Source organism: Nocardioides sp., from assembly GCF_035703625.1.
Lineage (GTDB): Bacteria > Actinomycetota > Actinomycetes > Propionibacteriales > Nocardioidaceae > Nocardioides.
This window is the reverse complement of record NZ_DASSXS010000256.1, coordinates 1-12,732: the sequence shown is the minus strand read 5'-3', so window position 1 is coordinate 12,732 and position 12,732 is coordinate 1. Positions and strand designations below refer to the sequence as shown.

Genomic DNA, 12,732 nt, shown 5'->3' with positions numbered 1-12,732 from the left:
CGACAGGAGCCCGCATGCACGTGCCCGACGGTTTCATCGACGCCACCACCTCGCTCGCCACGGGTGCGGTCGCGGTGGCGGGGGTGGGGCTGGCGCTGCGTGGGGCGAGGCGGGAGCTCGACGACCGGACCGCGCCGATGGCCGGTCTGGTCGCCACGTTCGTCTTCGCCGGCCAGATGATGAACTTCCCCGTCGGCGCCGGAACGAGCGGCCATCTGCTCGGCGGCACCCTGGCCGCGGTCCTGGCCGGACCGTGGACGGCGGTCCTCGCCATCACGGTCGTCCTCCTGGTCCAGGCGCTCCTGATGGCCGACGGCGGCATCACCGCGCTCGGGACCAACGTCACCCTGATGGCGCTGGTCGCCGTGGTCGTCGGCTGGCTGGTCTTCCGCGGGATGCGAGCCGTGCTGCCGCGCCGTACGACGTCGGTGGCACCCGCCGCCGCGATCGGCGCCTTCGCCAGCGTCCCGGCCGCGGCGCTCGCCTTCACCGGCATCTACGCCGTCGGCGGTACCGCACCGGTCCCGCTCGACGCCGTGCTGGCCGCGATGCTCTCGTGGCACCTCGTGATCGGCCTCGGCGAGGCCGCGATCACCGGGCTGGTGGTCGCGAGCGTGGTCGCCGTACGGCCCGACCTCGTCCACGGCGCCCGCGACGCGCTGGCCACCCGCCGGCTGGAGATCAGGCAGGCCGCCGGCGCATGAACAACCGCACGTTCTTCCTGACCGGGCTGGCCGTGGCGCTGCTCATCGCCGGAGTGGGCAGCTACTACGCCAGCGGCCACGCCGACGGGCTCGAGCACGTCGCGTCGCAGCTCGGCTTCCTCGACCGGGCCGACCGGTCCCCGGCCGCCGACGGGCCGTTCGCCGGCTACTCCACCAGGGGAGTGGGCGACGCCCGGGTCGGTGGCGGGCTGGCCGGCGTGGTCGGGTGTGCGCTGGTCCTCCTCCTCGGGTTCGGCCTGTTCCGGACCCTGCGTCGCCGCGACGACGCGCGCGAGCCCGGCGAGAGCGAGGGCTGAGGATGGGCGCCGGACACGGGCACAAGCTCCACTACCACGGCCACAGCGTCGTCCACCGGGCTCCGGCTCACCTCAAGCTGGTGGGCCTGGTGCTCTTCATGCTGGCCGTGGTGGCCACCCCCAGCGACCGGTACGCCGTCTTCGCCGGCTGGGCGGCCGTGCTGCTGACCATCGTGGGTTTCTCGCGGGTGCCCCCGGCCTACCTGGGCCGGCGGATGGTGGTCGAGGTGCCGTTCGTGGTGTTCGCGCTGCTGCTGCCGTTCGTCGCCACCGGCCCGCGCGCCGAGCTGCTCGGCCTGAACGTCTCCGAACCCGGGCTCGTGGCTGCAGCCGGCCTGCTGATGAAGGGGACCCTCGGCGTCCTCGCTGCCCTGACCCTGGCCGCCACCACCGAGCCCGACGACCTGCTCCGCGGCCTGCAGCGGCTGCGGGTGCCCGACCCGCTGGTGCAGATCATGGGCTTCATGATCCGTTACCTCGACGTGGTCACCGGCGAGATGGGGCGGATGCTCACCGCGATGCGCTCGCGCGGCTACGACCCCCGGTCACCGCGCCACTGGCCGGTCCTCGCGCGGTCGCTGGGCGCCCTGTTCATCCGCTCCTACGAGCGTGGGGAGCGGGTCCACCTCGCCATGCTGTCGCGCGGCTACACCGGGACGCTGCCGCGATGAGCACGCCCGTCCTCGACGTCCGCGGGCTCGCCTACGCCTACCCCGACGGCCACCAGGCGCTCTACGGCGTCGACCTCCACGTGCACCGGGGCGAGAACGTCGCCCTGCTCGGCCCCAACGGAGCCGGCAAGACCACGCTGGTGCTCCACCTCAACGGCATCCTCACCGCCGGCGCCGGCTCGGTCGCCGTCAGCGGCCTCCCGGTCGCCCGGGAGAACCTCCCGGAGATCCGGCGCCGGGTCGGCATCGTCTTCCAGGATCCCGACGACCAGCTGTTCCTCGGCACGGTCCGGCAGGACGTCGCCTTCGGCCCCGCCAACCTCGGCCTCAAGGGCGCCGCACTCGAGCGCCGGGTCATGGAGTCGCTCGACAAGGTCGGCATGGCCGACTTCGTCGACCGGCCACCCCACCACCTCTCGTTCGGGCAGCGGCGACGGGTCGCGGTGGCCACGGTGCTCGCGATGGAGCCCGAGATCCTGGTCCTCGACGAGCCGTCGTCCAATCTCGACCCCGCCTCCCGTCGCGAGCTCGCCGAGATCCTCCGGTCCCTCGACGTGACGCTGTTGATGGTGACCCACGACCTTCCCTACGCCCTCGAGCTCTGCCCCCGGTCGGTCGTGCTCGGAGACGGGATCGTCGTGGCCGACGGATCGACGTACGACGTCCTCACCGACGACGAGCTGATGCGTGCCCACCGCCTGGAGCTGCCCTTCGGGTTCGACCCGCGCCTCGTTGGTAACCTTCCCGCGTGACCAACCAGACGTCCCTCGAGCAGGAGATCGAAGAGACCCGGGAGCGCCTGGCGCACACCATCGACCAGCTCCTGCACCGATCCCACCCCAAGACGATCGCGAGCCGCGAGGTCACCAGCGTGAAGGCGCACTTCGTCGACTTCCGCACCGGCGCCCCGCGCACCGACAACATCCTCAAGGCGGCCGGCCTCGTGGCAGGGTGCGTCGCCCTGTTCGTGGTGGTCCGCAAGGTCGTTCGCTGAGCACCGCAGTGCCTGCCCCCAAGACCCCGATCAAGATGCTGCACGACCGCGTCATGGTCGAGGTCGACGACGACGCGGGGGAGCGCAAGTCCAGTGGCGGCATCGTGATCCCGGCCACCGCGGCCATGGGGGCGCGTCGTCTCGCCTGGTCCCGGGTGGTCGCCGTGGGACCGCACGCGCGGGCCGTCGAGGCCGGAGACCGCGTCCTGTTCGATCCCGAGGACAAGGCCGAGGTCGAGGTCGCCGGAGAGACCTACGTCGTGATGCGGGAGCGCGACGTGCATGCCGTGGCCGCCGACCGGCTCGGCGACGAGTCGACCGGGCTCTACCTCTGACATAACCCGGGGCCGGGTACGCCCGTTGAGTGCACATGCCCCGGAACCGCCTGACCGCCCTGCTCGCCTGCGCGACCCTCGTGCCCCTGTCTGCGGTCGCCACCGCGACGCCGGGTGCCAGCGCCCAGCAGGCTGCCGCGGGTGCTCCGGCGACCGGTTACTCCGCCACGATCACCCGCACCGCCCACGGCATCCCGCACGTCACCGCGGACAGCTTCGGCGACCTGGGCTTCGGCAGCGGGTACGCCGCGGCCGAGACCTCGATCTGCACCCTCGCCGACACCCTGGTCACCGGCCGGGCGCAGCGGTCGCGCTGGTTCGGCCCCGAGGCCCGCTACAACGACCAGGTGACGCTGGAGGCGTCCAACCTCCAGGTCGACGCCTTCGTCCAGGACCTCCACAACCGGCGGGTGGTCGAAAAGCTGCTGGCCGACGAGGACCGCGGCCCCGGACCGGAGGCGCGACAGATGGTCCGCGGCTACGTCGCCGGCGTCAACCGCTACCTCGACCGGGTCGGCCCCAGCGGCGTCGGCGACCCCGAGTGCCGTGGCGCCGGGTACCTCCGGCAGGACGCCCGCCCCATCGACCTCTGGTACGGCGTCTACCTGGCCAACCTGCTGGCCTCCAGCGGGGTGTTCGTCAAGGAGATCGTCGACGCCGACCCGCCCTCGCCCGACGACCCGGGGATCCCCAACCCCACTGCGGCCGCGGTCGACCGGGACGCGCTGCTGACCGGGCTGGGCCGGGACCCCTCCGCACCGTTCGGGTCGAACGCGACCGCCGTGGGCGGCGACGCGACGACCACCGGCAAGGGCATGCTCCTGGGCAACCCCCACTTCCCGTGGCGCGGCCGCTACCGGTTCACCCAGCAGCACCTGACCATTCCCGGGGAGTACGACGTCGCCGGTGCGTCCCTGATCGGCTCGCCGGTGGTCAACATCGGCTGGAACAAGGACGTGGCGTGGAGCCACACCGTCTCGACCGCCTACCGGTTCACGCCCTACGAGTACCGCCTCGCCGGCCCGACGACCTACCTCACCGACAGCGGGCCGCAGGAGCTGCAGCGCCGCGAGGTGACCGTGACGGTGCGCCGTGACGACGGCTCTCTGGCCAAGGTGAAGGAGGACCTCTACCGCACGCCCGAGGGCTACGTGATCGACGCCCCGGCCCTGCTGATGCCGTGGTCGGTGGCGAGCGTGTGGGCGATCCGCGACGCCAACGCCGAGCACCTGCGCACGGTCGACACCTTCCTGCAGATGGGCAAGGCCACCGACGTGCGCGACCTGCTGGCCCGCCAGGACGAGGCCGCAGGCATGCCGTGGGTCAACACCACCGCCGCCGACCGCAACGGCGACGCCCTGTACGCCGACCACTCGGTGGTCCCGCACGTCACCGACGAGATGGCCGACCAGTGCATGACCCCCACCGGACGGATCCTCGACGGTCTGGCCGGTCTTCCCGGACTCGACGGCACCCGCGCCTCGTCCGGCTGCAGGTGGGGGACCGACGAGGATGCCTCCCGTTCCGGTGTCTTCGGTCCGGGCAACCTGCCCTACGCCATCCGGCGCGACTGGCTCGCCAACGCCAACGACTCCTACTGGCTGCCCCACCCCGACGAACGTCTGGAGGGCTACGACCACATCATCGGGTGCGAGCGGTGCGAGCGGACCATGCGCACCCGGATGGTCTACCGCTACATCCAGGACCGGCTGGCGGGCGGCGACGGGCTCGCCCCTCACCAGCTGGAGTCGCCGGCCACCCTCCGCGGCCACGAGCACGAGAACCGGTTGATGGCGGCCGAGGTGATGCGCGCCAACGGCGATCTCGACACGCTGTGCGAGTCCACCGGGGAGGAGCGGGCCTGCCAGGTCCTGCACGACTGGGACGGCCGCTCCGAGCGCAGCTCCCGCGGCACCCACATCTTCGAGGAGTTCGTGGCCAGGCTGCCCGACCAGGGGGTGTGGCGGACGCCGTTCGACCCCGCCGAGCCGCTCACCACGCCGCGAGACCTCAACATCCTCAACCCGCTGGTCAGGCAGGCCATGGCCGACGCCATCGACTCGTTGCGTCAGCGGGGCATCCCCTTCGACGCGACCTGGGGCTCCCTCCAGGTCGCCGGTGACCGGGGGGCGTCGCCGATCGCGCTGGGCGGTGGCACCGGTGACTCCGTCGGCAATGCCAACGCCCTCGCCTCGCGTTGGCCGGAGGACAACACCGACCGCTACCGGCCCATCACCTACGGCTCGTCCCACATCCAGGCCATCTCGTTCCTCGCCGGCGGTGGTCTGGACGCCCGCACGATCCTGACCTACGGCCAGTCCGAGGACCCGACCTCACCGTGGTCCGAGGACCAGACCCGGATCTTCGGCAGGGGCGAGTGGGTGCACTTTCCGTGGACGGACGAGGAGATCGTGGAGCAGACGGTCTCGGAATATCTGGTGACCTCACCCTGAAGCTCGCTCCTCGGAGGCGGGAACACCCATTTCACGCATCCGTGACACCTGATCCGGAACATCCCAGTTAGTCCGGCCGGTCGCCGACCGGACCACTTATCTGGAGGTGGGACTCGTGCACGGAGCACAGCAGGAAAGGTCGACTGGGCGTGCCAGTCGCGGACGATGGATCAAGACGGCGGTGGCGGCCGGGGTCGCCTCGCTCGTCCCTACGGCAATGAGTACGGTCCCCGCCGAGGGCACCGTCGTGGACATGGCCGCCGGTCACAACATCACGGTCTTCCACAACATCGACTTCGTCGCGACGTTCGGGCATGCCGCCGAGACCTTGACCGTTGAGGTGCGCCGCAACGGCGTGCTGATCGGCTCGAGCACCGGGCCCACCGTCGACACGCCCGAGGGGCTAGGCCTCGAGGTCAACCACGGCCCCGAAGGCCCCGCGGTGGACGGCGACTGCTGGGTGGGCCACACGCCGGACATCCGGCCCGGTGACCGCATCAGCGTGAGTGGGGCCGGTTTCACCGACGCCGTGATCGTGGACAACATCGGCTTCACCGGCCGGCCCAAGGAGCTGAGGAACGGCGACATCGTGGTCCCGTTCAACGCCTACCGCGCCAACGGTCGCGCGATCCGGCCTGCGGCGATCGACTCCGCCGAGTTCCGCGCCGCGACCAACAACTCGGTCCGCTTCGAGGGGAACCGCGTGAAGGTGGAGCGTCGGCCCGGCGCGAAGCCCGGTCAGCTGTGGCAGCGCTACCCGTCGCCGTTCCGGCCGTCGCGCAACGACGACCAGAACCCGTTCAACCAGCGTGAGCTCCGGCGAGCCCTGCTCCGCGACGGTCACGCCACCGGCTTCGGCCACGTGGCACCGCTGCCCCAGGAGTCCATGCTCTACGACGGCCTCGGGGACACCCCCGGTCCGGCGATCGGCTGCACCAACAGCCCGTCGGCCAAGTGGCAGGTCTCGAACGTGGCGCCCGACGCGATCACCCCGGCCAACCGGGCGCGCGGATTCACCGTCAGCGGTCGCACCTTCGACGCCCAGCGCGTCATGGTTCGGCTGGTCGACTCCGACCGCGGCGAGCCCAAGCGCATCGTCGAGAAGCGGGCGACGCTCAACGGAAACGGCTGGACCGTCTCCTTCCGGGCGCGTCAGCTCAGGGCGCTGGACGGCCGGTTCCGGGTCGGCAGCCTGCACACCCTGACGGGCGCACCGAGGGCCATCGGTGGTCCGGGCCTGGTCGCCACGCGGAACCTTCGCTGAGCGACGGCCCAGGGAGGGACGGACATGAGAATCAGCGTCAAGCTGGGTGGGAGCCTCGCGGCGGCAGTTGTCGCCGCGGGGCTCCTCGCCTCGACACCGGTGTCGGCAGCGACCCGGCAGGTCAGCGCGAACGACAACCGGACGTTCACCCCGGAACGGCTGCTGGCCGCCCCGGGCGACAGCGTCCACTGGGCGGCTAGCGGAACCGGCGACCACAGCGTCCGCCAGAACGCCGGGCTCTTCGACTCCGGCGTCCCGGGGCCGGGCCTGAACTTCACTCGCACCTTCTCGGCCGGGACCTTCGCCTACCACTGCGAGGAGCACGGCAACCGGGGTATGCGAGGGACGGTGAGCGTGCCGCCTCAGGTGCTGAGCGCGCCGGCAGGCCTCCCGTTCACCGTCAGGTGGGCTGCGGCGGGGACCAACACCGGCAACAGCTTCGACGTGAAGTACCGCGTCGGCAGCGGCCCCTGGAAGGCCTGGCGCACCAACACGCGCGCCAAGAGCCTGGTCTTCGGCAAGGGCGGCCCCGTGGCGGTGGCCCGTGGCAAGACCTACTCGTTCCAGGTGCGGTCGGGTTCCGGGGCGAGCGAGAGCGGGTTCTCGCCGAGGAAGTCGTTCCGGGCGAGGTGAGCCGGGCGAGGTGAGCCGGGCGCGGTGCCACGCACCGCGCACCGGCGCGCCCGGACGAGGCTGTGGCACACCATCATCCATTTAAGGTGAGGCGGCAGGCACTCAGGGCGAGCAGGCTCGATACCCACTGATCTCGTCCAGGAGGTTTGTCATGACTCAGAGTGCAGGGGCTGTGCCCAAGGCGTCCGACGGCTACTCGGGATGGGTGGGGTGGATCGGGTTCGCCGGCGTGATGATGATGCTGCTCGGCACGTTCCACGCGATCCAGGGCCTGGTGGCGCTGTTCAACGACGAGTACTACCTCGTCACGTCGACCGGGCTGCTGGTCTCGCTCGACTACACCGCGTGGGGCTGGGTGCACCTCATCGGTGGGGCCGTCCTCGTGGCTGCGGGCCTCGGCGTCTTCGGCGGACAGGTGTGGGCGCGTGCCGTGGGTGTGGCCGCCGCGATGCTGAGCGCTGTCGTCAACGTGGCTTTCCTCGCCGCCTATCCGGTCTGGTCGCTCATGATGATCGCGCTCGACGTCGTCCTGATCCTCGCGCTGACCGTGCACGGCTCGGAAGTGAAGGCTCGCCGCTGAGGCCTTCGCCGGGTGCGCAGGCGTTTCGCCCCACCTCATCCGTAACAGGTGAGGCGGCACGCCGACGCGGCTGCCGAGACTGGACCATGTCGAAAAGAGAGGCCTGACAAATGTCGTTCTGGGAAGTCCTGTGGTTCTGCTTCGTCAGCTTTATGTTCATCGCGTACCTGATGGTGATGTTCTCGATCATCGCCGACATCTTCCGCGACCCGGACACCTCGGGGGGCATGAAGGCCCTGTGGATCATCGCGTTGATCTTCTTGCCGTTCGTCACGGCGATCATCTACCTCATCGCGCGCGGCAAGAGCATGCAGGAGCGCTCGGTCCGCCAGGCCGCCGACGTCAAGCGGCAGCAGGACGAGTACATCCGCGAGGTGGCGGGCTCGTCCCCGGCCGAACAGATCGAGAAGGCGCACGCCATGCTGGATCGGGGTGCGATCACGCCGGGTGAGTTCGAGCAGCTCAAGGCGAAGGCCCTCGCCTGAGCGGGGCCCGAGCGCCGGCGGCCGGGTGGCCGTACGGCTCGGACGAGCAGATCCACCGGTCTGCGCGCGCCGAGCGGGGCCGCAAGGCCCGCTCGGCCGCGCCCCGGCGGGCCCACGGCGAGTGGAGTCCCGCCACCGATCGGCCCGACCCGGTCCGGATCCTGTCCGACCAGGCGGCGGCGCGGGTGCAGGAGCTGCTCCCGCTGCGCAACCAGCGGATGTCCGAGTCGCCGTTCGCGTTCTTCCGGGGCAGTGCGGCGGTCATGGCGTCCGACCTGGCGACGACACCGGTCTCCGGGATCCGGGTCCAGCTCTGCGGGGATGCCCACCTGTCGAACTTCGGCGGCTATGCCTCGCCCGACCGCACCCTGGTCTTCGACCTCAACGACTTCGACGAGACCCTGCCGGGACCGTGGGAGTGGGACGTCAAGCGGCTCGTGGCGAGCGTGGAGATCGCCGGCCGGGACCGGGGGTACGGCGACCAGCGGCGCCGCAGGATCGTGATGGCCACGTCTCGCGCCTACCGGATGGCGATGCGTGAATTCGCGTCCACCGGGACGCTCGACGTGTGGTACACCCGGATGACGCCCGCCTACCTCCGGGCCCGCTGGGGCTCCTCCGCCGGGTCCGAGGCCCTGGACGCACTGGACCGTCTGGTCGAGAAGGCCATGCGCAAGGACAGCGCCCGGGCGGCCTCGAAGCTGACCGGGGTGGGCGAGGGTGGGCGCCGGTTCCTCAGCGACCCTCCGGTCCTGGTGCCCGTCTCCGAGCTCCTCGAAGGGCAGGCCTCGCTGGTGCTGGAGGAGGTGGTCCGCCAGGCGCTGCGGAGCTACCGGGAGAGCCTGCCCCGATCGCGGAGACATCTCCTCGAGCAGTTCCGGTACGCCGACGCGGCACGCAAGGTCGTCGGCGTCGGCAGCGTCGGGACGCGAGCCTGGGCGGTGCTGATGCTCGGGGTCGACGACGAGCCGCTGATGCTGCAGCTCAAGGAGGCCTCGGAGTCGGTCCTCGCGCCCTACGCCGGCCGCAGCCTGCTGGAGCACCACGGCGAGCGGGTGGTCGCGGGGCAGCACCTGCTGCAGGCCAGCTCGGACGTGTTCCTCGGGTGGACCCGGGGGCCCGCCCTCGATGGGGTGAACCGGGACTTCTACGTCCGCCAGCTGTGGGACTGGAAGGTCTCCGTCGACCTGGCCCGGCAGGACCCCGCGACCATGGCGATCTACGGGCAGCTGTGCGGATGGACGCTGGCCCGAGGTCATGCCCGCTCCGGTGACCGGATCGCCATCGCGGCCTACCTGGGCAGCGGCAGCGCCTTCGACGAGGCCATGGGGGACTTCGCGGCCACGTACGCGGACCAGACCGAGCGGGACCACGATCGCTTCGTGGCGGCGACACGTGACGCGGGCTGAGGCCACAGGATGACCGCCCAGGCGCTCAGCCTCGTGTCGGACGCTGTCCAGTCCCTCCCGGTGCTCCTCGCAGGCGTACTCGTCGCCATCGACCTCGCGCTGCGGATCGCGCTCCTGGGGATCATCCCCCACAACCGCAAGCCGTCCTCCGCGATGGCGTGGCTGCTGCTGGTCCTGCTCATCCCCTTCCTCGGCTTCGCCATCTTCCTCGTCCTCGGCCGCACCGAGATCGGGCGTCGTCGACACGCCCGGCAGGCCGAGGTCAACGACCTGATCCGACGCCGGACGTCGACGGTTCCGGAGTCGACCAGCCTGGTCGGGCCGGCGTACGTCGGGTCGGTGATGACGCTCAACCGCAATCTGGGAGCCCTCCCCGCCACGCGCGGCAACGAGGTGCTGCTCCACTCCGACTACCGCGAGTCGATCGAGGCCATGACGGCCGCCGTGGAGGGTGCACAGCGCTTCGTGCACGCGGAGTTCTACATCACCGCGTGGGACTCCGTCACCGGCCCCCTGTTCGAGGCCATGGTCCGCGCCACGGAACGCGGAGTCACGGTCCGGCTCCTGTTCGACTACCTCGGGTCGAAGGGCATCCCGGGTTACAAGGAGATGCTCACGCGCCTCGACCAGACCAGGATCGCCTGGCACGCCATGCTCCCGGTCGGGCTTCGGCGAGGCCAGCTGCGCAGACCCGATCTGCGCAACCACCGCAAGATCCTCGTCGTCGACGGGGAGGTGGCGTTCATGGGCTCGCAGAACCTGATCGAACCCGGCTACAACAAGGACAAGAACCACCAGCTCGGGCGCGAGTGGGTCGAGCTGACCTGCCGGGTCACCGGGCCCTCGGTCGCGGCGCTCGACAGCGTGTTCGCCACCGACTGGTACAGCGAGACCGACGAGCTGCTCACGGACGAGGTCGTCCTGCCCGCGGCCGCACCCGGCGGCGACCTGACGTGTCAGGTGATCCCGAGCGGTCCCGGCTTCGCCACGGAGAACAACCTGCGGGCCTTCACCACGCTGCTCTACTCGGCCAGGCGCCGGATCTCCATCACCAGCCCGTACTTCGTCCCCGACGAGTCGCTCCTCTACGCGGTCACGACGGCGGCGCACCGGGGGGTCGACGTCGAGCTGTTCGTGAGCGAGGAGGGCGACCAGTTCATGGTCTACCACGCCCAGTGCTCGTACTACGGAGCGTTGCTCGAGGCGGGCGTGCGGATCCACCTCTACCCGGCGCCGTACGTGCTGCACTCCAAGTGCTTCTCGATCGACGACGACGTGGCCGTGCTGGGCTCCAGCAACATGGACCTGCGTTCGTTCGGGCTGAACTACGAGGTCTCGATGATGCTGCAGGGAGGTGACGTGGTGGGCCGCATGCGTGAGGTGGAGGACGTCTACCGTGCCCGCTCGCGCGAGCTCACGGCCGACGAGTGGGCCCGACGGTCCTGGCGGTCCCGCTATGCCGACAACGTCATGCGGCTGACCTCGGCCCTGCAGTGACGGGCCTTCCCCCCGGGGAGGTTTGACGGGCATTTTGCAAGCCTCTGGTGTGGTCTCCCGAACAGGACTCGTGGGGGACACTATGAACACCGTCGCCATGGTGGGGCTGAGCCACCGCACCGCGCCACTGGCGCTGCTGGAGCGCGTCTCGGTTCCGGCGGACCGCCGTGCCGACGTGCTGGACGCCGTCCGTGCGGCCGGCTTCTCCGAAGCCGTCCTGCTGGTCACCTGCAGCCGCACCGAGATCTATGCGGTCGGCCCGCACCCACGTCCTGATCGACTCGTCGACGTCCTGGCCGGGCAGGCCGGCTCTGCCTACGGGACGGTGCGGCGCACCGCGGAGGTCCGGGTGGGCCAGGCAGCCGTCACCCATCTCCTCCGGGTCACCTCCGGCCTGGAGTCCCGCATCGTCGGGGAACCGGAGATCCGCTCCCAGGTCCGCGGCGCGCTCCGGGACGCGTGCGCCGCCGGTGCCGCCGGGGGCAGGCTCGGGGAGCTCTTCGCCGCGGCGGTCCGTGTCGCGTCCCAGGTGCACGAGGAGACGGCACTGGGATCGAACGCACGATCGCTCGCCTGCCGAGCGGTCGACGTGGCACTCACCGAGGCGACCGTGCCCGGCGCGGCCGTGCTCGTCGTGGGTTCCGGCCGGATGGCGCTGGCGGCCGTGAACCACCTGCGCGGCCTCGGCTGCCGACCCACCGTCGTGGCCCGGGACGAGCGGCGTGCGGAGCAGCTCGGTGGCGCCGCCCACTCGCGGCCCCTGGCGGACCTGGTCGGCCTGATGTGCGCGACGGACGTGGTCATCTGCACGACCTCGGCTCGCGAGCCGCTGGTGACGATCGAGGGCGTACGTCGTGCCGTGTCCGAGCGCACCGTTCCCCTCACGCTCGTCGACCTGTCCGTCCCGCGAAACGTCGACCCCGCCGTGGCCGGAATCGACGGCGTCCGACTGGTCGACGTGGGTGGGATGCAGGACCACCCCGGGGCCGGTCCCGACCTCTCCGAGAGCATCACCCGGGCCGATGCGCTGGTACGGGCCGCCGTCCAGCGGCACCGTGACCACCTCGCGGCGCGCCGGGCCGGACCGCTCATCGCAGCGATGCGTCAACGGATCGAGGACCAGTGTCTCGAGGCGGTGTGCCAGCTGGCGCGCACCACCAGCTCGCCGGAGGAGCTGGCCCGGGTGGCGCGCACCGTTGCCGGGCGTCTGGCCCACCCGGTCACCATGGCCGCGCGGGCCGCTGCGGCGTCCGGGGACGACGCGGCACTCCTCACGATCTGCGGCGCCATGGATGTCGCGCTCACCCCCCAGCTGGTCGGACTGGACGCGGCGGAGCTGCTTCCCCAGCGCAGCTGACTACGCGATGCCGACGGGGTGCCGACGGGGTGC

The 12,732-nt window shown here is 71.2% G+C and carries 14 protein-coding genes; all 14 read left to right on the top strand.

All coding sequences use genetic code 11. The features are described 5' to 3' along the window. The first annotated feature begins 14 nt into the window (after nt 1-14). The 14 genes from VFN12_RS13360 (at nt 15) to hemA (ending at nt 12,699) form a co-directional block, all read left to right on the top strand. Nucleotides 15-704 carry an energy-coupling factor ABC transporter permease gene (locus VFN12_RS13360; RefSeq protein WP_325119205.1) on the top strand — a complete coding sequence of 230 codons (690 nt, stop codon included), beginning with the start codon at nt 15-17 and terminating at the stop codon, nt 702-704. After that, entirely contained in the window at nt 701-1,021 is a 321-nt protein-coding gene (locus VFN12_RS13355; protein WP_325119204.1) for a PDGLE domain-containing protein, read from the top strand. Before VFN12_RS13360 ends, VFN12_RS13355 begins: the two co-directional genes overlap by 4 nt. A 2-nt stretch (nt 1,022-1,023) precedes the next feature. Continuing rightward, complete coding sequence (gene cbiQ, locus VFN12_RS13350; RefSeq protein ID WP_325119203.1) at nt 1,024-1,692, top strand: cobalt ECF transporter T component CbiQ; 669 nt, start codon at nt 1,024-1,026, stop codon at nt 1,690-1,692. After that, nucleotides 1,689-2,444, top strand: a complete 756-nt coding sequence (locus VFN12_RS13345; protein ID WP_325119202.1) for an ABC transporter ATP-binding protein — start codon at nt 1,689-1,691, stop codon at nt 2,442-2,444. The genes cbiQ and VFN12_RS13345 overlap by 4 nt, the downstream gene beginning before the upstream one ends. Next, on the top strand, nt 2,441-2,686 hold the full coding sequence (locus VFN12_RS13340; protein ID WP_325119201.1) for a DUF3618 domain-containing protein: 246 nt from the start codon (nt 2,441-2,443) through the stop codon (nt 2,684-2,686). The genes VFN12_RS13345 and VFN12_RS13340 overlap by 4 nt, the downstream gene beginning before the upstream one ends. A gap of 35 nt (nt 2,687-2,721) precedes the next feature. After that, the gene (locus VFN12_RS13335; RefSeq protein ID WP_325119234.1) at nt 2,722-3,021 is read left to right on the top strand and encodes a co-chaperone GroES; all 300 of its coding nucleotides are present in this window, start codon (nt 2,722-2,724) and stop codon (nt 3,019-3,021) included. Nucleotides 3,022-3,056: 35 nt separating this feature from the next. Continuing rightward, on the top strand, nt 3,057-5,474 hold the full coding sequence (locus VFN12_RS13330) for a penicillin acylase family protein (RefSeq protein WP_325119200.1): 2,418 nt from the start codon (nt 3,057-3,059) through the stop codon (nt 5,472-5,474). 217 nt (nt 5,475-5,691) lie between these two features. Then, a complete protein-coding gene (locus VFN12_RS13325; protein WP_325119198.1) occupies nt 5,692-6,738 on the top strand; it encodes a hypothetical protein in 1,047 nt (348 codons plus the stop codon). A gap of 24 nt (nt 6,739-6,762) precedes the next feature. Then, nucleotides 6,763-7,371: a hypothetical protein gene (locus tag VFN12_RS13320; RefSeq protein WP_325119197.1), complete on the top strand. Its 609-nt coding sequence runs from the start codon at nt 6,763-6,765 to the stop codon at nt 7,369-7,371. Between the two features lie 151 nt (nt 7,372-7,522). Then, nucleotides 7,523-7,951: a DUF7144 family membrane protein gene (locus tag VFN12_RS13315; RefSeq protein ID WP_325119196.1), complete on the top strand. Its 429-nt coding sequence runs from the start codon at nt 7,523-7,525 to the stop codon at nt 7,949-7,951. Between the two features lie 110 nt (nt 7,952-8,061). Beyond that, complete coding sequence (locus VFN12_RS13310) at nt 8,062-8,436, top strand: SHOCT domain-containing protein (protein WP_325119195.1); 375 nt, start codon at nt 8,062-8,064, stop codon at nt 8,434-8,436. A gap of 185 nt (nt 8,437-8,621) precedes the next feature. Next, nucleotides 8,622-9,845 carry a DUF2252 domain-containing protein gene (locus tag VFN12_RS13305; protein WP_325119194.1) on the top strand — a complete coding sequence of 408 codons (1,224 nt, stop codon included), beginning with the start codon at nt 8,622-8,624 and terminating at the stop codon, nt 9,843-9,845. Nucleotides 9,846-9,854: 9 nt separating this feature from the next. Then, on the top strand, nt 9,855-11,342 hold the full coding sequence (gene cls / locus VFN12_RS13300) for a cardiolipin synthase (RefSeq protein WP_325119193.1): 1,488 nt from the start codon (nt 9,855-9,857) through the stop codon (nt 11,340-11,342). 82 nt (nt 11,343-11,424) lie between these two features. Next, on the top strand, nt 11,425-12,699 hold the full coding sequence (gene hemA / locus VFN12_RS13295) for a glutamyl-tRNA reductase (RefSeq protein ID WP_325119192.1): 1,275 nt from the start codon (nt 11,425-11,427) through the stop codon (nt 12,697-12,699). Nucleotides 12,700-12,732: the final 33 nt, after the last annotated feature.